Raw genomic sequence first — 20,646 nt, forward strand, 5'->3', positions numbered from 1 at the left:
AATCATAACATTGTGACATAAGCGCTTCTGTGCATCTACTGTGAAGACGCAGGACGAATCGTCGTGGTTGTCACTGTATTTTTACTGCGTTCAGTTGCTTTGGCTGGAAGCTGCACCGTTTTTCTTTGTATTTGAGGCTCGACCACAACGACAGGCTTTGTGATAACCACAGCCTCTTTTTGCGTTGTTGTTGGAACTTTTTGGTATGGTGAGCTACTTACAGCAGGTTGTGGGCGATAAATATCCGCAACATTTTCAGGTAATTTTGCAAAATTACCATTTTTATCCATAGACAATTGGAGGCTGTATAGCTGGTTGTAACGTTGTTGAGATATACGTTGCACATCCTCAGCATCACCCACTATGGTTGGATGGATAAATACAAGTAAATTACGTTTTTGATTGCCACGACTATCTGAACGGAACAAACGACCAAGATAAGGAATATCCCCAAGAACAGGCAAACTTTGACGACTAACATCAGTCTGATCGGTAACCAAGCCACCTAACACGACAGTTTGCCCATGATCTGCGAGGACTGAAGTTTTAATCGCTCGTTTACTTGTCACCAAATCAGTAGCCTGACCCTTACTATTTTCAACGTTTGAAACTTCTTGCTCCACTTCAAGTCGAACAGAACCACCTTCACCAATATGAGGGATCACCTTTAAAGTAACACCCACATCTTTACGTTCAACGGTTGTGTAAGGATTCACCGTACTGTTTCCATTCGTCGCAACCGAGCCGGTCACAAATGGAACATTCTGCCCCACTACGATATACGCTTCTTCATTATCCATTGTCACGATAGATGGTGTAGACAATAAATTTGATTTTTTATTTTCTTTTAGCGCTTGAATGAGAGCACCATACAATTTACGCGAGCCATTCGCACCTTCCTTGTATTCACCCAAGATAATGGATGAACCTGTACCAAGTGCGGAACCAACACCAGCCGCCCCACCTGTTAAATAACCTGCTGCGAGCTTAGAAATACTAGAGCCAACATTCGAAAAGTTAATTAATCCAACGCCGCTATTGAGATCACCTAATGCCCATTGCACACCAAGTTGATCAGCATCACTACCTACAATTTCAATAATAGCAGCCTCGATCAAGACTTGCTGACGTCGAGTATCTAACTGCTGAATGGCTGCCTCAATTTCACGCATCAATTGCGGATCAGCTTTAACAACCAAAGCATTTTGAGTGCTATCTGCAATAATACTCACACCAGCACTATTAAAGCTTGTAACACCACTATTTTGGCTATTATTACTGTTATTGTTAAGATTAATTGACGGCGTGGAAATTGAAGAGGTTGAAGTTCCCGTCGATGAACTCGAATTTTGATTATTTGAAACTAGATTGCTAATTGAGTTTGATTTACTAGCACTAGAATTTGATGAAGACGAAACTGACTGCCCTGTGACTAAACCTTGTAGAATTTCAGCTAAGTTCTTGGCACTCGCATATTTCAAACGGAATACTTTCAAACCACCCAAGCGATCTGCCGATGGAACATCGAGCATTTCAATCATCTGGCGTAAACGTTTGCGTGAATCAGGATCACCCTTAATTAAAATACGATTGGTTCGATTATCTGCAATAATTCGCACACGCGAACCAATAAAATCTTTAGAGGCACCTGTTGCACTCATGGTTTCGAGCAAACCAATAACTTCTTCAGCCTGACTTGATTGCAAACTGATCGCTTCAATATCATTTTGCCCTGTACCATCCAAATTACGGATAATATTTTCAAGTTGATAAATATTCGTGGCACGATCTGAAACAATCAAAGCATTGGTGCCAGCAACAGCAGCCAAATGTGCAAATTGCGGCATCAATGGTCGTAACGCAGGAATCAAATCATTTGGATTCGTATTTTGTAACCAAATGACGCGAGTAACAATTTGATCACCACCTGCACGACTTCGTGCATCGTAAGGAATCCCTGAGTTTTTAGCATTGCTATCGGGGACTAACTTGACCGTATTACCTGATGGAAGTGCAACTACACCATTAACATTCAATACACCTAAAAATAGGTCATACACCTCATCTTTATTGAGAGGTTTATTGGAAATAACAGTAACGTTCCCGCGCACACGAGGATCAACTGCAAAGTTCTTACCCGTAATATCAGCGACTTCATTAATAAATGCTGTTAAATCCGCATCACGTAGATTAATCTTCCATGTTTGTGCTTGCACATTGGTACTGATGGTCGCAACCAAAGGTGCGGCAGCAAGTAGTGCCCAAAGTGGACGTTGATGATTCAAGAAAGCCATAACCTGCACTTATTCCTAACTAATGTGATGACGTGTTATCACTAAAAACTTTGTTGTATGGTCATCACTTGATCACCACGTTTTATTTCTATTTTGGCATGTCCTTCACGACGTACTTGCTCTAATAATTGCACTTCGCTAAGACCCTGCCCGACTGTCTGACCGTTGATCGATAGAATACGATCACCAGACCGCAAACCCAAGGTATTTTTTAAATTCGTTGGTGTTCGATCTGAGATTTCGTAACCGTCTGAACCACCACTCACTCCCATATTTTTTAAATACTGCTCACGATTTTCCTGCATTTGTTGGATCGCTTGTCCTAGTGCAGATTGCGATGAGTTTTGAGGAGGCGCAGGTGTTTGAGGTGTTGCAGCTTGAGGGTTTAATACAGGGGTAATTGGCTGGTATAAACCATTATCTAAACCCTTAAATTTAACTTCTCGTGTTGCACCATTACCCTGCTTCAGAATGACATGGTCCCAATACACTTCCGCCAGTTGATAGGAAGTTGAACCGATGGTTTCACCAACACGATAACGTTCAGCAGTATCGTTTAACTTAATAACCGCCGATGACAAATAGCTTGGATAACCCAACAGTACGCCCTGCAACTCCACATTGACATTATCTTGTGCTGTCGTGGCAGCAGGTTCATTAAATAGTGCAAAAGAACTAATATTAGGAACTTGCGCCTGTTGTGAACCTAATGCAACACGATCAAACTGCATCGGCTGAGGTGGAGCCACCACCCACCAAAATAAAGAAGCTAACTTCCAGCACAACCATAAAATTAGTAAGGCTAGGATAAAAGCACTTGTTTTATCGAATTGCTGCCAACGAAACTGTTGTAGTTTTTGTGCTATTGTTTTCATTAAAAACCACCTTGCAACAATGGTTGGCGAGAACTAATCACATAAGTGTCGAGTCCCGCTTTACCTTGATAAGATGGTACATTTAATAACATCCGCTGTGTCAATTGAACATCGAGCATAAGATTCGGGTCTAAACTTAGATTCGCCATTTTCTGACTTTGCTGATCCCGAACATCTATTTGCAATTGTCCATTTTCATCTTTCATTTCTGCAGTTAATGAAGGCATATTCATACGATCTTGGCGTTGACCAAAGGTATAATTCAACTCACCACCACCCCAGTGCAATTTACCTTGAGTTGAAGTAAAGCCTTTTTCTTTTTGATAATTAAATTGCACATCTTTAAGTTGAATTGAATTCTCAGGCCACTGCCAATTGGCAAAATACTTTAAAGTCTCTGGTGCAATTTCACCTTGCAAATCTTTGATCAAAATCTTTTGACCTAAACCGTAACCAAAAATGCCATTAAATTGGGTATTCCCGCTGTGAATATCGAGATTTGCACCAAGACGCAACATTAATAAATCTAAAGGACGGGTTTTCCAATGCACAGAACCACGTAACTGACCTTTTTGCCAATCCGCTTGTCCCTGCCAAATATTGCCGCTAACATTATGTAAGATTTGATTATCTTTAGAAAATTTCGCAATTAACCATGTTGCTGGAATTTGTAAAATAATAAAAATTAAAAATGCAAAAATGGCAAAAACCCACCACTTCCATTGTTTGGTATTTTTCTTCATTCCACCCTTACCAAATGCAAAATATCATCCTTTTAGAGACACTCGCCCCTGAATGACATTATGCATACTTTTTCAACATCGCCAATTCTCTCATATAAAAAAACCAAGCTTTTTAAGCTTGGCTTTAATGAAGCATAGAATCATCGTATGACAAAACGATGACGACTAAAACTTGTTTAGATTAGAAAATCTTCAAGTTTTGCGCCTTTTTCTAATTCAGCAACTAACCAACGTGGCTGTTTACCACGACCAGTCCAAGTTTCTTCTGTATTATTTTTATTACGGTAGCGTGGTTCTACTGCTTTGCGCGTTGTTTTCTTACGCTTTTGCTCACCTAACTCTAATAATTCTTCAACGCTAAAACCAACGGCTTCAGCAATCGCAATAATTTGATTATAAGCATCTTCAATTGCTTGATCTTTTTTACTTAAAATTAAAGCTTCTGCTTCTACCTGTAAACGTTTTAAATCTTCCACAGATAAATCACTAATATCTGGTTTCATGAGAACCACTCCAACTCAAAAAGAAATATATCACTCAAAATAAAAAATGAATTCAAAGATTCAATTCTATATTAATTTATATACAATTAAATAATCAATATTAAATTAGTCAAATTAATCACAATATAACCATAAATCATCTTATATTTACAATAAAACAAAAAATATCAGCATTATTTGATCAATCAGGCTCTATTTAATTTCAATTCGATTATAAAAAACAGTTCTTACCAAATCTTATCAATATTAATTTTTTCTTAATTTTTGATGGTTTTATGACAATAAGTTTCATATAAAAAGCTTATCTTATTTTTAAATCAATCCTTAAATAAGCAAGCCAATTATATAAAACCAAGCCTTTAATGAATCAATATAGACATAATAGTCTTTATAAAAATTATTTTAATGCAAGATTATTTCCAACACTTTGTTCAATAGCAATAATATTTTGTTTAATCAATTCAGGAATAGCTTGTTTATTGGACGTTAATTTATCAAGATAAACCATCACCGCCTCTCCTGTTGCAACGATTTGGTTTTGTGTTTCACTCCATAAACTATAATGCATTCGAAAAGCACTATTTCTGAGCTCTTCAATACGTGCACCAATATGCAGCAAATCAGGATAAAATACTGGCTTTAAATATTTACATTGACTAGAGGCTACCACCGTCACTATATCTTGATCAAAAATATTTAATGCCATTAAATAAGCAATTCGTGCACTTTCAATATAACGATAATACTGCACATTATTTACATGCCCAAAAGCATCCATATCTCCCCAAGCAATTGTTTGTCGATATACAACAGGGTAGACAGACAGTTCTTTCATATTCCACTCATATCTTAAAGTTTAAAAAATTAACATCATTTTCAAAGATTAAATTCAACTGTCTGATTAAATCCAGATTATCTCCAAGCGTTGATTTAATCCGCAAATAGCTCATTAATATATTATCAGGATATAAAGTTAATAATTGCTCAGCTTCTTCTGAACGTTGAGTTGCAACATAAATATGCCATTTTGCAAAGGTCAACATTGGAACACTCGTGTAACGCTGTTCTAGCTGAATAATACGTTGCTCAACATAGCTATAATCGGGAATTTGCTTCAGTAGTTGCTGTTGGAACCAAAGATAAAAAACCTCTGGATCGAAATTTTCTTGCAATAAATGCAATGCAAGATCCTCATGCTGCAATCCCATTTCTGGCATACGTGCTAATAATTTCAACCACAAAACCTTACTACTATATGGTCGTGCTTGAATTTCATTCTCTAGAGCAATATATCGCTGTTGCAGTGCAGCTAAGTCATCCACAGATGCTTGATCAAACTGTATGAGTAATTGTTGCAACCAAAGATCGCGATGTTCTGCACTTAATAAACCATGCTGAATTGATTGTAAAAATAACCAAGGCTGTTGTAAGGCAAGTTTGCCCCACAAAACAGTAATACGTTGTTGGTAAGCAGTTTCAATCTCAGCCAACCAAGGTGAAAGTTGATGCTGTGCAAGGAATTCTAAATGGGTTAATGCTTTTTCTGTTTCATGTTGTTCTAAGAAAATATCGATCCGCTGTAGTTCTGCAAGCTCAAAGGCCATCGGTGCTGATTTCTCTAGTTTCTGCAAAGCGAGTTGATAGTCACCATTTTTATAATCAAATTGCGCATCAACAATATTACTCAATAAGCCTGATTGAGTAAAAACACGCTCAATAAATTCTTGCTGTTCTTTTGCCGCATCAAGCAGCCAGACTATACCGAGCTGTTCATATGGATGTAGATCTTTAAATTGTAAAATATTTTCTTTCTTACGCTGTTCTCGCGCAAAATATCTGCGACTCACAAACCATAACAACTGTGCGAATAAACTAATCACAATAAAAAGTGCGATTAAGCCCCATAAACTGCTTTGGAACTGCCAATCGCGCCAGTAAATATACACATAGCCATTACCGTAGCCATAGCTCAGCATGGCAAACATAGCAAAAAATAATAGGCTTACAAGTAAATAAATGAGCACCAATTGTTTCATAATTACATTACCCCAGCAAACCAAGGGTCATTAATTTAGGTGTCGGAATAACCGAAAGATTTAACAGCTTTTCTAATTTTTGCTTGATCGTTTGACTGTTTTGATCAGGTAAAATTGATAATAATCGAATTACCTCTTGAACGGATTTGCGATACTCAGATGCCTGCCCTTGATGTAAAGTCTGCGAAGCAAGCAGTAACCGTAACTGGGCTTCCTTTAAAATGAGATGACGATTGATTAAATCAGGCTGTGTACGTTGCACCTTTTCAAATTTGAACCAAGACCACCATGAAGAAGCTTCAGCTTTTTGCATTTTAATAGTTGGGTTATGCACTTCTTGTAAAAGCTTTTGATCCAACTGCTGCAATAAAGTATCAATCTGTTGCTGCTGTTGGGTTTGGATAAGCACATAATGTTGAATAGCTTGTTTATCCTGTTCGATCGCTTTCATCAGACTATGCTGTAAAGCAGGAGAAACCGTATATTGAACAATATGCTGCTGTACTTGATTTAATTGATCAATCGCATAAATGAACTGTTGTTGATCTATTGCGAATTGAACTAACTCTAATTGCTGTTTGATTAATATAACAGGAGCAACACCCGTGACCATACTGGGTAAGCTCGAAGCTTCTGAAGGGTCAGATAAATGAGCATCTTGCAATTGTCGCTGCACAGCGACAAATTGATCATTCAGCAAAGAATAACGTTGCTGCTGCTGTGTAAGCTGTTGCTGGAGTTGAGGAACGATCTGAGAATATTGTGCTACGTCATAACTAAGTTTGGCTAACCATAATAAACTTAGTAATAAAATCAGGTAAACAATCTTTCTCATATACGTCCTTGCCAAGCACCGATACGTTGAATAATCTCTGATGTAGATAAATTATCAAGCTGAATAATGTTAATCTCTTGATGTGTTTGCAACCGTGCATTTTTGAGTAGCTGTGCTAAACGCTCACCTAACGCCAAATATACCCATTGCGCATCTATATTATTTTGACCACAAAGCTGCTGCCAATTATTCCAACTCGCCTCACTACTAATCAACACCATAACAGGTTGACTTGGCACTATTTTTTTTAAAATTTCTGAAAAAAGCGTAACACTTTGAATTGGGCATTGGCGACGATAAAGAACAAAATTAAGAATCTCGACACCTTGCTGTTGCAACCGCTGCATCATAAACTGCCGCCCCCCAAGACCACGCCAAAAAGCAACTTTATCCAAATGCACGTGTTGATTTAATATCGGGAGATCTAGCATACCTTCCGAATTTTCAACCTCGGGGATGTGGCTGTCTACATTAAATTTTGCGAGTGCTTGGGCCGTTGCTTGCCCCACTGCGATCCATTGCACATGCTTGAGTTGATCTAAGGATATCTTTTGTTGTTGTAAATATTGCATACCGACATCAACGGCGGTCGGGCTGACCACAACAATAACTTGCACCTGCTCAAGTTGCTGATACAGTTCACGTAAACTCAACGAAAAAGGTTCAGCAACAAGTTCCAATAATGGCAGATTGATAACTTGATGACCCACTTCCAACAATGCTTGCGTTAAGTTCACAGCACGGTCTTCAGGGCGCGTATTAATAAAAAGCATTAATAAAGCGCTTTTAATAATTCACCTGCACCTTGCTCCAATAAGCATTGTGCAAGTTGTTCACCTAATTGTTCAGCATCTTCTGAAGTTCCAACCAATTGTTGTTTTAGTAAAATTTTCCCATCAACACTTCCCACACGACCTTCTATGCATAGCTGATCATTGGCTAAAGTTGCATACCCTGCGATTGGAACTTGACAGCCACCTTCTAGATAGGCATTAAACGCACGTTCTGCACGTACACAAATTGAGGTTTCTTCATGCTGTAATGGTTGAATGATTTTTAATAATTCCACGTCATCTGCACGGCACTCTAAGCCCAATGCACCCTGACCAACAGCAGGTAAACTTAAAACAGGCGCTAAACAATGACGAATTCGATCCGCTAAACCTAAACGCTTTAGACCTGCACTGGCTAAAATAATGGCATCATATAGACCATCATCAAGTTTTGATAAACGCGTCCCCACATTGCCACGTAAGTCAATAATCTCTAAATCAGGACGTATTTGTAAAATCTGGCATTTGCGACGCAAACTAGATGTACCTACTTTGGCACCTTGAGGTAACTCATCAAAACTTTGGTAATGATTTGAAACAAAGGCATCAAGTGGGTCTTCTCGCTCACAAGTGACAGCGAGCGTTAAACCTTCTGGTAAGTGCATTGGCACGTCTTTCATTGAATGGATCGCCAAATCAGCGCGACCATCTAACAAAGCAGCTTCCAGTTCTTTAACGAATAATCCCTTACCACCAATTTTTGCCAAAGGTGTATCTAGAATTTTATCACCCTGCGTCACAAACTTAACCAACTCAACCGTTAAATCTGGATAAAGCACGTTTAAACGGGAGCGAATATGCTCCGCCTGCCAAAGTGCAAGTGGGCTTTGTCGAGTCGCAATTTTTAAGGTTTTCATAAATTCAAGTTAAGCATGGATCAAAACAATTGTTTCAAACTTAACTTGCTCACCTAAAATTGCAAGCAAAAACTGATTTTTCATCTGACTTAAGCTCAATATTTTATAATTGATGCATACATTCTCTTAAGCTTGGTAAATGACGGCGACTCACAGATAAGCGCTCATCCAACTCACGTAATCTAACCTGATACTGACCCGCCGCAATCAGTTCCAATCCTTCTAAATAATCAAGAGAAACTAAAGCATTACGATGAATTCGAATGAAACGATCTGAAAACTCAGATTCTAGATCTTTTAAAGTTTCATCAATTAATACACTGCCATTCCGATGACGAACAGTGACGTATTTCTGATCTGCTAGAAAATAGTAAATATTCTCTATTGGAATAAGTTCGACCCCGCGATAAGTTTTCGCAGCAATTTGATGGCGTTGAGTTTTAGTATCGTACATATCGTCTTGTTGTTGTAAACCAGTCATTTGTGCTTGTGTAAGTTGCGTCAGACTATTGAACACCTGTTGTAAATCTTGCTGTGCAATAGGCTTGAGCAAATATCCCTGTGCTTGAAACTTAAACGCTTCCAATGCGTGTTGATCATATGCCGTACAAAAAATAATAGCTGGACGAGGGCTAAGATGACTGATCTGCTCAGCACACTCCAATCCGTTCATTCCAGGCATTTGAATATCTAATAGAACAACATCGGGCGAATCATTTTCAATATGGTTTAACACATCCTGCCCATGATGCGCCGTCGCAATCACTTCATGACCCATTTGGGTCACTAAACGTGACAAACGCTCTACTGCGAGAGGTTCATCATCAGCAATCAGAACTTTCATCCTCTCCTCCTTGTCACCGTTAACTTCATCCGTCATTTTTATGGTTAACTTAACTTATTATTTTACTCGATAGTGATAACTTACCACCGTGGTATATAACGATACTCCCCCATAAACCTGAAACTTCACTGTCTGTCCGTAATAGGCTTTTAGACGTTGCTTCACATTTTCTATTGCAATACCATTCCCTTGTCTCGATTTTATTGTATCGTGAGAATAAGGGTTAGTAATGACTATACTGACTTGATTTTGCAATATTTCAACCAATACACTAATGGTTGAGGGTTGCAAAACTTTTTCTACCCCATGAAAAATACTATTCTCTAGCAAAGGTTGCAATGTTAATAATGGGATTGTGACCCGTTTTAATTCTATAGGTGTTGCTTGTATATTCCATTCTACCTGTAAACGGTCACCTAAGCGCATCTTTTCTATACTTAAATATTGCTGGCATAAATCAATTTCTTCAGCCAAATTAACCAACTTTAGCTCTTGGAAACTGGCTCGAAATAAACGTGACAGACTAATCAACATGTTTTCTGCTTTGTCAGGATCAATTGAAATCAAACTCACGACACTATTTAAACTATTAAACAAGAAATGAGGATGAATACGTGCTTGCATGGCTTGAATCCGCGCATTCAGCTCACTATATTGCTGATTCATCCATTGCTCTCGCATATAGAGATAACGCAAACAGAAAGCACCAAGCAAGATGCCATACCCCAAATGCAGACTTACACCTTGAAATAAGATATCTTCAGAAAACTCATTGGTTGATGAACCCCAATATTGAATTATATTAATGACACAAGTCGTAAATAAAACAATAAGTTGAAGAAAAATAAAACCTAAAATTAACGCCATTTTCTGACTAAATTTGGCAAAAAACTCTTGAAAATAGTCAACAAAAGCAGAAAACGATAAAATTATCCAGTTAATAAAAAGCATGTATTGAAAAACTCGGATACTTTCCACTGCTTGCCAAGAACGAGCTTCTGCAAGTGCGAGTACCATTGCCAAAACATTACTTGCTACAATTAATTCCAATAAGTGTTGCGATTGCCTTATTTTCGTAAAAAAATAGGACCCTGCTGGACTCATTTGACGTGTTTTCGATAACTTCTTGCGTCGAATTTCAGCAACTACGTTTGGATTTGCTATACTCTTTTTTATTTTACTGAGCCGCCATGACCACATCTTCTCAATCCTCTTCTTCAGCAAGCCCTAATCAAACCTCTGGAATGTGGGGCGGTCGCTTCTCTGAAGCAACAGATGCATTTGTTGCAGAATTTACCGCATCTGTGCAATTTGACCAACGTTTTTATAAACAAGATATTGCAGGTTCGATTGCACATGCAACCATGCTTGCTAAAGTTGGTGTACTGACTGAGGCTGAACGTGATGATATTATCCAAGGTTTGAATACAATCAAAGCTGAAATCGAAGCGGGTAATTTCGAATGGCGTATTGATTTAGAAGATGTACACATGAACATTGAGTCTCGCTTGACTCAACGTATCGGCATCACAGGTAAAAAATTACATACAGGCCGCAGCCGTAATGACCAAGTTGCAACTGACATCCGTTTATATTTACGTGATGAAATTGATGACATTTTAGGTTTATTACTACGCCTACAAAAAGGCCTACTCAGTCTGGCAAGTCAAAATACACATACGATTATGCCTGGTTTTACTCATTTACAAACAGCTCAGCCAGTAACATTTGGTCATCACCTATTGGCTTGGTTTGAGATGTTGGTTCGCGATACTGAACGCCTTCAAGATTGCCGCAAGCGAGTTAATCGCATGCCACTCGGTTCAGCAGCCTTAGCAGGAACAACCTACCCGATTGATCGCGCATATACAGCAGAATTATTGGGTTTTGAAGCAGTTTCTGAAAACTCACTTGATGCTGTTTCCGATCGTGACTTTGCCATTGAATTTAACGCTGCTGCATCATTAATCATGATGCATTTATCACGCATGTCTGAAGAACTGATTTTATGGACTTCGGCACAATTCAAATTTGTGAACATCCCTGATCGTTTCTGCACAGGCTCTTCAATTATGCCGCAGAAGAAAAATCCAGATGTACCTGAACTTGTGCGTGGTAAATCAGGTCGCGTGTTTGGCGATTTGATTAGTTTATTGACCCTAATGAAAGGCCAACCATTGGCATATAACAAAGACAACCAAGAAGATAAAGAACCTTTATTTGATGCAATTGATACCGTTCGTGGTTGCTTAATGGCTTTTGCAGACATGGTGCCTGCACTCGTTCCAAACATTGAAATTATGCGTGAAGCAGCACTTCGTGGTTTCTCTACAGCAACTGACCTTGCTGATTACCTTGTGAAGAAAGGTGTTGCTTTCCGTGATGCACATGAAATTGTAGGTAAAGCAGTTGCGCTTGGTGTGGCTGAAGAAAAAGATTTATCTGAATTGACACTGGAACAGCTTCAACAATTCTCTGATTTGATCGAAGCAGATGTATTTGATAAAGCCTTAACTTTAGAAGCTTCTGTGAATGCGCGTGATCATATCGGCGGGACATCACCAAAACAAGTTGAAGCAGCTATTACTCGTGCACACACTCGCCTAGAACAGTTGTACGCTTAAGGATAAATCATGACTAGACAAGTATTTTGCCGCAAATATAAACAAGAGCTTGACGGTTTAGACTTTGCGCCATTCCCAGGTGCAAAAGGTCAAGAGTTCTTTGAAACCGTTTCAAAACAGGCTTGGCAAGAATGGTTAAAACACCAAACCACGCTTATTAATGAAAAACGACTCAATGTATTCGAACCCGATGCGAAGAAGTTTCTTGAAGAGCAACGTGAGAAGTTCTTCAACAATGACGAAAGTGTTGAAAAAGCAGAAGGTTGGACGGAACAAAAGTAAATCATTTCAGCTAACACTACTGAATAAAAGAGAGCTGAATATAGCTCTCTTTTTACGTGACATTTACATAAGCAATAAAGGATTACAGAGTATACACAGTTGTCTACATGACAGATCGACACTCTCCGCTTATATTGAATAACAGAAACACAAAGAGATAGTTAGATGTCTCAGGCAACACATGATATTTCTCTCCCAGACTTTCCCCCGAAGTCTGGGATTTTTTTATTTGTATGATATAAATTTATATTCGCGATTATATTGGGACAATACATTGCCTCAGCAACATTGTTCAAATTACGCCTATCCTACAATAAAAATACCTTAGGATTTTGAGAAATTATTGGATGACTACTCTTGAAATTTACCTAATGATTACTTCATTTCCGATGACTTTATGCAACGTATCGGGATAAAAAAAGCTGCTCATTATGTAGCAGCTTTAAATCTTTATTTGGTGATTATTTTTGATTCACTTTTTGTTCAATTTCTTCAATACTGGTATGACGTACATCCATACCTTTTGCCATATAAATCACTTGCTCTGAAATATTACGGGCATGATCGCCAATTCGCTCTAACGAACGTAGCACCCACATTACATTAATCACACGTGAAATATGGCGTGGATCTTCAATCATATAGGTCATTAAAGTGCGCGTTGCCGACTGATATTCACGATCAATGTCTACATCCGCCATCACCACTTTTAAAGCCTGATCAACATCTAAACGCGCGAAAGCATCCAGAGCATCGTGAATCATCACTCGTACTTGGTTACCAATATGGCGTGTTTCCATATAACCGCGTGGTGACTGACCTTCTTCACATAAATTCTGAGCAATGCGAGCAATCTTTGCTGCCTCATCACCGATACGCTCTAAATCGGTATTGGCTTTACTCATGGCGATTACCATACGTAAATCAATTGCAGCTGGATGACGACGAGCTAAAATTAAAGTTAAGCCTTCATCAATATCACGTTCATATTGATTAACAACGTTATCTTTAAATTGCACATCAATCGCCAAATTTTCATCCGTGTCTAATAAAGCATGAATTGCATTCGCAACCTGTTGCTCTACCAAACCACCCATGGTCATAAATTTAGTATGTACATCTTGTAAGTCTTCATTAAATTGTGAAGAAATATGGTGACTTAAGACAGGATTGCTTGGACTCACAGTATGCCTCCACTAGACACATGGGAAAATGATTGGTGATTAAAACACAGCAATGATGAAACTTTTATGACAATAACACAGCTGAGTCAAAAGTCGATTGGTGTGAATTGATAAAACAAAAATCTAAAAATCTGTTAGTCTAAATATATAGCTTGACGGAGCGCAGTTAATTAACTGCTGAGATTATCTTAATCGCAAGATTTAAAGATGAGTACCGTTGAACCTGATCAGGTTAACACCTGCGTAGGAATCAAGCCCAACAAAAGCCTCGCCTTTATTTATCAAAGAGATAAATTCGCTATCGTTTTTGCTCGTGCTTGATTCGTTAATGTAATACATAAGGATCATGCCATGAACCAATTAACGAATCTTCCCTCTGCTGATATTTCCGCTCAACATGAGCAAGATGCTAAAGATTTAACCCGTATTTTACCTGCTTCACGCAAAGTTTATGTTGAAGGTTCTCGCCCCGATATCCAAGTTCCATTTCGTGAAATTAGCTTGACAGAAACCCCAACAGGTCTAGGTGGTGAATATAATCCTCCTGTTATGGTTTATGACACATCAGGTGTTTATACCGATCCTGATGTACAAATTGATTTAAATCAAGGTTTACCTTCTGTCCGCCAAACTTGGATTGAAGAACGTGATGATACCGATGTACTCTCAAGTTTAAGTTCTGATTTTGGTCAAGCCCGCTTAAAAGATATTCGTACGGCTGACATTCGTTTTGCTCATATTCAAAACCCTCGTCGAGCTAAGGCAGGGAAAAATGTTACGCAAATGCATTATGCGAAACAGGGCATAATTACGCCTGAAATGGAATATATTGCAATTCGTGAAAATCAACGCCAAGGTGACGGCGTAGACATGCGTCAGCATGCAGGACAAAACTTCGGTGCGCAAAATCTAAGAGAAATTACGCCTGAATTTGTGCGTCAAGAAGTTGCCGCAGGTCGTGCGATTATTCCTGCCAACATTAATCATCCTGAAATTGAACCAATGATTATTGGTCGTAATTTCTTGGTTAAAATTAATGCCAATATTGGTAACTCTGCACTTGGTTCTTCAATTGATGAAGAAGTCGCTAAGATGACATGGGCAACCCGTTGGGGCGCTGACACCATCATGGACTTATCAACAGGTAAAAATATCCATGAAACCCGTGAATGGATTATCCGTAACTCGCCTGTTCCAATCGGTACTGTGCCTATTTACCAAGCTTTAGAAAAGGTGGATGGGGTTGCCGAAGATTTAACTTGGGAAATCTTTAAAGACACTTTGATTGAGCAAGCTGAACAAGGTGTTGATTATTTCACCATTCATGCAGGTGTATTACTACGCTATGTCCCAATGACCGCAAACCGCTTAACAGGAATCGTATCTCGCGGCGGTTCAATCATGGCGCAGTGGTGTCTAGCCCATCATGAAGAAAATTTCTTGTATACACACTTTGATGAAATCTGTGAAATCATGAAAGCCTATGACGTATCATTTAGTTTAGGCGATGGTTTACGTCCAGGTTGTATTCAAGATGCCAATGATGAGGCTCAATTTAGCGAGCTTAAAACCTTAGGTGAACTCACACATCGTGCTTGGGAACATGATGTACAGGTCATGATTGAAGGTCCCGGTCATGTGCCTATGCATATGATTAAAGAAAATATGGATCTACAACTTGAAGTATGTAAAGAAGCACCATTCTACACACTTGGTCCACTCACCACCGATATCGCACCGGGTTATGATCATATTACTTCTGCAATTGGTGCTGCAATGATTGGATGGTATGGCACAGCAATGCTCTGTTATGTCACACCGAAAGAGCACTTAGGTTTACCAAATAAGAAAGATGTTAAGGATGGCATTATCACTTATAAGATTGCAGCACATGCAGCAGACTTAGCCAAAGGTCATCCGGGTGCTCAAGTTCGTGATAATGCATTGTCGAAAGCACGTTTCGAATTCCGATGGGATGACCAGTTCAACCTCAGCTTAGACCCTGATACAGCACGTAGCATGCACGATGAGACTTTACCCAAAGAAGCACACAAATCTGCACATTTCTGTTCTATGTGCGGACCAAAATTTTGCTCGATGAAAATCACGCAGAATGTGCGGGATTATGCCCAAAATCAGCACAATGCCAAACAATCAAATGATGCTGAAACAGATGTTGAAGCAGGTCTCAATGCGATGAAAACCGCTTATCAGGAACATGGTCAAAAACTGTACCACAAACTGTAAATCGACTAAAAAAAGATTTGCCCACGAATCATTCTCGGTTAGGATGAGATATGTACAATCTCATCCTGATTGAAGATGAATATTCTTGACCACGCCAGCTATTCAGCATCCGACGTTACGATAGAATCTCGAGAGTTTTTATTCCGAGGATTCATTCAAGTTGAGAAAGTGAATCTTACGCACCGACTATTTCATCGATCTGAATATTCACCAATTATTCAGCGTGAACTTATACATCGTCCAGAAGCTGCTGGCGTTTTACTTTATAACAATCAGCAACAACGTTTCGCACTGATTGAACAATTTCGTGTTGGTGCATTAAATGACTCCGAGTCAGCATGGCAACTTGAGATTATTGCTGGTGTACTGGATGGAAATGAATCTCCAGAAACCTGTATTCGTCGTGAAAGTCTAGAAGAATCAGGCTGCGAAATTAATGAATTGCAGCATTTATTTAGTTTTTATCCTTCTGCTGGCGCATGCGCTGAGTTTTTTCATTTATATGCTGCAGAAGTTGATTTACCAAGCAGTGGGGGCATCTTTGGCGTTCCAGATGAAGGAGAAGATATTCAACTCCATTTGTTTGATTACGCTGAAATCACGATGTTATTCAAAAATAATCGCTTGAAGAATGCCCCTGTCATCATGGCATTACAATGGCTTAGTCAACATATACAACGACAATAAATCTGAAAGGGGTAAGACGGTGACTTTTCAAGTCTCAAAATTATCACAAAAAGATTTTGTGATTATACAAATTACTGATACTCATCTATTGGAGTATCCGCATTTAGAGTTTGTCGGGATGCACCCTGAACAAAGCTTTCATGCAGTAATTGACTTGATGCGCCAACAACATCCGCAGATCGATATGATTGTACATACTGGGGATTTAGCACAAAACCCAACAACTGTGACTTATGATCGCTATCTTAAGCATATGCAGAGTATAGGTATTCCCTTTTTTCAGACGCCTGGCAATCATGATGATGTATCTCACTTCCCTTTTCATGGAGCAGATCCACATCAACCTACTGTGGTAGAAATTGGCGATTGGTGCATTATTTTACTTAATAGCGCACAGCCAACAAGAATTGATGGCAAAATTGCAGTGGCTGGCCTTGAACAATTAACAGAATTATTAAAAAAACATCATGATCGGCATATTATGATTGCCTGCCATCACCATCCTTTTGCGATGGAATCTGCTTGGATTGATCAACATAAACTAAAGAACTCATCTGATTTACTCGAAACGATTCGACCTTTTTCAAATATCAAAGCCATTATCTGTGGTCATGTCCACCAAGACTCTATTAACACATGGCAAGATATTCAATTTTTATCAACGCCATCAACCTGCATACAGTTCAAACCTAAAAGTGATAAGTTTGCACTTGATGAAGAACATCCCGGTTACCGCTTTATTAAACTCAAAGCAAACGGAGAAATCGAAACTCAGGTCTATCGTTTATCAACTTCACAGCGAATGAATAGCTCTGAAGTCTTGGGATATGACTAAACTTTTGATTACAAATTACATTATCGTTTTCTCACAAAATCTGGACGGGAATGACTACCATCTTGCTGAAAAACTCTATATGATGTCGACCCTTGATGGAAAAAACCATCTTAGGTTTCTATAAAAACACTTGCATATCACCATATTTTTTGCGTATAGATAGTACGTGTAAGATGAGGAATGCCCTATATGGCGAATGACAACCAAAATCAAGTCTTGGACGAACAGACAGAAGTGATCGACGATCAAAAATCGGCTGTGAAACGCGTACGTAAAACCAAATCAAAAGCTTCAGAAGGTGGTACAACTGCAAGCTTATTTGGAATTGCACCTTATCAGCCGAAGAAAAATGAAGAATATATGTCTGAAGGACAACTTGAGCATTTCCGCCAAATTTTGAATGCATGGAAAGCTGAGTTAATGTCTGAAGTTGATCGTACATTGAATACAATGCAAGATGAATCAAGCGCACTTCCTGATGTCAACGACCGAGCAACGCAAGAGGAAGAGTTTGCGATTGAATTACGCACACGTGACCGTGAACGCAAACTCATTCGCAAAATCGAACAATCACTTGAAACAATTCAAAACGAAGATTACGGTTTCTGTGAAACATGTGGTATCGAAATTGGCTTGCGCCGTTTAGAAGCACGTCCAACAGCGACTTTATGTATCGATTGCAAGACTTTGGCTGAAATCAAAGAAAAGCAAAATAACGGTTAATAATCCCTCCCAACCTCCCTTTGAAAAGGGAGGAATACTACGAATTGAAAGATTTATGATATTCGAGTATTTCCCCTCCTTTATAGGAGGGGCTGGAGAAGGATTGAAATACACAACCATAAAATCTTTATGCCTTACATCGGACGATTTGCCCCCTCTCCAACTGGCCCATTGCATTTTGGCTCCCTACTCACCGCAGTCGCAAGTTACTGTGATGCCAAAGCCAACCACGGAAAATGGCTAGTTCGAATTGAAGATACCGATATTCCTCGTATCTACCCCAATAGTGAAAACCATATCCGATCTTGTATTGATGCCTTTCAATTTGAACCCGATGCAGAAATTATTTGCCAAAAAGATCGTTTAGATATTTATGCACAAGTCCTTGAGCAGTTAAAACACTTAGATGCGATCTATGCCTGTCAATGTACCCGTAAAATGCTCGGTTCAAATCATATTTATGTTGGTACTTGCCGCGATTTACATCTGGATTTCAATGATCAAGCTATTCGCTTGAAAGTTGCTGATCAATTGATTTGTTTTGAGGATCGCTTACAAGGTCAGCAATCTTCCAACTTAAAACATGATCTAGGTGATTTCGTACTTAAGCGCCGTGATGGCATTATGAGCTATCAATTGGCTGTGGTCGTAGATGACGATCTACAGGGCATTACTCATGTGGTACGTGGCGCAGATCTATTGGATAACACCGCTCGACAAATCTGGTTGGGTTCTTTACTCAATTATCCCAGTCTCAGCTATATGCATTTACCGCTTGCAATGAATGATCAAGGGCAAAAACTGTCTAAACAAAATCTGGCACAAGCACTAGATATCAGCAAAGCATCAAACCTATTACAGCAAGCCATTTTAGCTTTAGGGCAACCGTTGGTTGAACTTGACCAGCCACGTATCATGCTGCAACAAGCTGTTCAACAATGGGATATCAATTTAATTCCTAGAGGCATCCATCTCACAGGTACTTTCTTATAAGCCATAAAAAAGCCCTACTTAAAGTAGAGCTTTTTATTTGCGATACGATTAGAAATTTGATTCTTCTTTAACTGGATTGAGCTCTTGCGTTGATGCATCAATTTTCAGGATTAGACTAATCATTGCAGCACACATCATTAAAGATGTTCCCCCATAACTAATGAAGGGCAAAGTCAAACCTTTGGTTGGCATTAAGCCCATATTCATCCCCGCATTTACCAAAATCTGCATGAGAAAAATAATACTGATACCGTATGCCAAATAGCCTGCACGCAAGTAATTATGTTGCAAAGCACGATGTCCTATTCGAATACAGCACGCCAACATCGTAAAGGACAATACCATCACCAAGGTGACGCCAACAAAGCCAAATTCTTCGCCCAGAACAGCTAACATGAAGTCTGTATGTGCTTCTGGAAGATAGGAAAGCTTTTGTACACTGTGTCCTAAACCTGTTCCAATCCATTCTCCACGTCCAAATGCCATCAAAGCATTTGATAACTGATAACCGACTCCTAATGGATCTGCCCAAGGGTTTGTAAAAGAAATTAATCGCTGGAAACGGAAAGGCTCAAATAAAATAAGTGCTGTAATCCCTGCAAGAATTGCTCCTAACATAATTAGGAATTGTGTTGCGGGTGCGCCTGCCAAGAAAAACACACCAACCATCATGAGTACAATTACAACTGTTGCCCCTAAGTCTGGTTCTGCGACAATAAATCCAACCGTTAATGCCATTACTCCACTCAAACGCAATAAACCTTTCCAATGCGTTCGAACTTCTTTAGCACGGCGAACCACATAATCTGCGGTAAAAATTGCCATCACAATTTTAGCAATCTCTGTTGGCTGCAATGTAAAACCACCAACCTTAATCCAACGGTGAGCACCATTCACTTCTGAGCCAACAACCAGTACAGCCAACAACAAGACCATCGTTACTAGCCATAAAGGAAAAGCATTCTTGAACCATAAATTCAAAGAAACTCTATAAGTTAAAAATGCAACGATGGAGGCAACAACAATCGAAATACCATGACGAACCAAGAAATAAAATGGGTTCTCATGAATATATTCGGCATATGGCATCGATGCGGATGCCACCATGACCGAACCGAAACACAGCAAAGAAATGACGCAAAAAATGAGAATATTACGTGCTGTCATTTCTGCGGGAAGCTTGGGCAACCGATTCAATAATTGCGAAATCTTTTGTACCGTATTTTGGGCTAAATCAGCCATAAATCTGTT

At 39.1% G+C, this 20,646-nt stretch carries 20 protein-coding genes and 1 riboswitch; of the genes, 7 read left to right on the top strand and 13 right to left on the bottom strand.

Annotation, left to right across the window (positions count from 1 at the left end; genetic code table 11):
• Positions 1 to 35 precede the first annotated feature (35 nt).
• The 11 genes from gspD to ACN19N_RS14365 all read right to left on the bottom strand — a co-directional run bounded on the left by gspD (position 36) and on the right by ACN19N_RS14365 (position 11,020).
• Positions 36 to 2,294 (bottom strand): type II secretion system secretin GspD, encoded by a 2,259-nt coding sequence (gene gspD, locus ACN19N_RS14315; RefSeq protein ID WP_420001612.1) that lies wholly within the window; start codon positions 2,292 to 2,294, stop codon positions 36 to 38.
• 41 nt (positions 2,295 to 2,335) lie between these two features.
• Positions 2,336 to 3,169, bottom strand: coding sequence for a type II secretion system protein N (locus ACN19N_RS14320; protein ID WP_420001613.1), 834 nt, complete (start codon positions 3,167 to 3,169; stop codon positions 2,336 to 2,338).
• Entirely contained in the window at positions 3,169 to 3,912 is a 744-nt protein-coding gene (gene gspN, locus ACN19N_RS14325) for a type II secretion system protein N (RefSeq protein ID WP_241306802.1), read from the bottom strand. The genes ACN19N_RS14320 and gspN overlap by 1 nt, the downstream gene beginning before the upstream one ends.
• A 176-nt stretch (positions 3,913 to 4,088) precedes the next feature.
• Complete coding sequence (locus ACN19N_RS14330) at positions 4,089 to 4,415, bottom strand: H-NS family nucleoid-associated regulatory protein (RefSeq protein ID WP_018679168.1); 327 nt, start codon at positions 4,413 to 4,415, stop codon at positions 4,089 to 4,091.
• Positions 4,416 to 4,812: 397 nt separating this feature from the next.
• The gene (locus ACN19N_RS14335) at positions 4,813 to 5,250 is read right to left on the bottom strand and encodes an acyl-CoA thioesterase (protein ID WP_420001614.1); all 438 of its coding nucleotides are present in this window, start codon (positions 5,248 to 5,250) and stop codon (positions 4,813 to 4,815) included.
• Positions 5,251 to 5,257: 7 nt separating this feature from the next.
• Positions 5,258 to 6,451 (bottom strand): heme biosynthesis protein HemY, encoded by a 1,194-nt coding sequence (locus tag ACN19N_RS14340; protein WP_269229028.1) that lies wholly within the window; start codon positions 6,449 to 6,451, stop codon positions 5,258 to 5,260.
• Between the two features lie 7 nt (positions 6,452 to 6,458).
• A complete protein-coding gene (locus ACN19N_RS14345) occupies positions 6,459 to 7,286 on the bottom strand; it encodes a hypothetical protein (RefSeq protein WP_420001615.1) in 828 nt (275 codons plus the stop codon).
• A complete protein-coding gene (locus tag ACN19N_RS14350) occupies positions 7,283 to 8,059 on the bottom strand; it encodes a uroporphyrinogen-III synthase (RefSeq protein ID WP_293743836.1) in 777 nt (258 codons plus the stop codon). Before ACN19N_RS14350 ends, ACN19N_RS14345 begins: the two co-directional genes overlap by 4 nt.
• A complete protein-coding gene (gene hemC, locus ACN19N_RS14355; RefSeq protein WP_420001616.1) occupies positions 8,059 to 8,976 on the bottom strand; it encodes a hydroxymethylbilane synthase in 918 nt (305 codons plus the stop codon). The genes ACN19N_RS14350 and hemC overlap by 1 nt, the downstream gene beginning before the upstream one ends.
• Positions 8,977 to 9,079: 103 nt before the next feature.
• The gene (locus tag ACN19N_RS14360; protein WP_004659382.1) at positions 9,080 to 9,820 is read right to left on the bottom strand and encodes a LytR/AlgR family response regulator transcription factor; all 741 of its coding nucleotides are present in this window, start codon (positions 9,818 to 9,820) and stop codon (positions 9,080 to 9,082) included.
• 57 nt (positions 9,821 to 9,877) lie between these two features.
• Positions 9,878 to 11,020 carry a sensor histidine kinase gene (locus ACN19N_RS14365; RefSeq protein WP_420001617.1) on the bottom strand — a complete coding sequence of 381 codons (1,143 nt, stop codon included), beginning with the start codon at positions 11,018 to 11,020 and terminating at the stop codon, positions 9,878 to 9,880.
• Between ACN19N_RS14365 and argH the strand changes: the two genes are divergently transcribed.
• Positions 11,011 to 12,444, top strand: coding sequence for an argininosuccinate lyase (gene argH, locus ACN19N_RS14370; RefSeq protein WP_269229034.1), 1,434 nt, complete (start codon positions 11,011 to 11,013; stop codon positions 12,442 to 12,444). The genes ACN19N_RS14365 and argH overlap by 10 nt on opposite strands.
• A 9-nt stretch (positions 12,445 to 12,453) precedes the next feature.
• Positions 12,454 to 12,726, top strand: a complete 273-nt coding sequence (locus ACN19N_RS14375) for an oxidative damage protection protein (protein ID WP_004659388.1) — start codon at positions 12,454 to 12,456, stop codon at positions 12,724 to 12,726.
• A 461-nt stretch (positions 12,727 to 13,187) separates the two neighbouring features.
• Here ACN19N_RS14375 and phoU read toward each other — a convergent pair whose 3' ends face one another.
• Entirely contained in the window at positions 13,188 to 13,910 is a 723-nt protein-coding gene (gene phoU / locus ACN19N_RS14380; protein WP_269229035.1) for a phosphate signaling complex protein PhoU, read from the bottom strand.
• 146 nt (positions 13,911 to 14,056) lie between these two features.
• A riboswitch (TPP riboswitch) is annotated at positions 14,057 to 14,177 on the top strand.
• 84 nt (positions 14,178 to 14,261) lie between these two features.
• On the opposite strand from phoU, the gene thiC reads away from it, so the two are divergent.
• The 5 genes from thiC to gluQRS all read left to right on the top strand — a co-directional run bounded on the left by thiC (position 14,262) and on the right by gluQRS (position 19,395).
• On the top strand, positions 14,262 to 16,157 hold the full coding sequence (gene thiC / locus ACN19N_RS14385) for a phosphomethylpyrimidine synthase ThiC (protein WP_420001618.1): 1,896 nt from the start codon (positions 14,262 to 14,264) through the stop codon (positions 16,155 to 16,157).
• A gap of 75 nt (positions 16,158 to 16,232) precedes the next feature.
• The gene (locus ACN19N_RS14390; RefSeq protein ID WP_005163115.1) at positions 16,233 to 16,844 is read left to right on the top strand and encodes an NUDIX domain-containing protein; all 612 of its coding nucleotides are present in this window, start codon (positions 16,233 to 16,235) and stop codon (positions 16,842 to 16,844) included.
• Positions 16,845 to 16,863: 19 nt separating this feature from the next.
• Positions 16,864 to 17,679, top strand: a complete 816-nt coding sequence (cpdA, locus tag ACN19N_RS14395; protein ID WP_269229038.1) for a 3',5'-cyclic-AMP phosphodiesterase — start codon at positions 16,864 to 16,866, stop codon at positions 17,677 to 17,679.
• A gap of 189 nt (positions 17,680 to 17,868) precedes the next feature.
• Positions 17,869 to 18,402: an RNA polymerase-binding protein DksA gene (gene dksA, locus ACN19N_RS14400; RefSeq protein WP_269229039.1), complete on the top strand. Its 534-nt coding sequence runs from the start codon at positions 17,869 to 17,871 to the stop codon at positions 18,400 to 18,402.
• A 129-nt stretch (positions 18,403 to 18,531) separates the two neighbouring features.
• Positions 18,532 to 19,395: a tRNA glutamyl-Q(34) synthetase GluQRS gene (gene gluQRS, locus ACN19N_RS14405; RefSeq protein WP_269238932.1), complete on the top strand. Its 864-nt coding sequence runs from the start codon at positions 18,532 to 18,534 to the stop codon at positions 19,393 to 19,395.
• 48 nt (positions 19,396 to 19,443) lie between these two features.
• Here the strand turns inward: gluQRS and ftsW are convergent, their stop codons facing one another.
• The gene (gene ftsW / locus ACN19N_RS14410; protein ID WP_420001619.1) at positions 19,444 to 20,637 is read right to left on the bottom strand and encodes a putative lipid II flippase FtsW; all 1,194 of its coding nucleotides are present in this window, start codon (positions 20,635 to 20,637) and stop codon (positions 19,444 to 19,446) included.
• Positions 20,638 to 20,646: the final 9 nt, after the last annotated feature.

This window comes from Acinetobacter sp. LF10, assembly GCF_048585715.1.
Taxonomy (GTDB): domain Bacteria; phylum Pseudomonadota; class Gammaproteobacteria; order Pseudomonadales; family Moraxellaceae; genus Acinetobacter.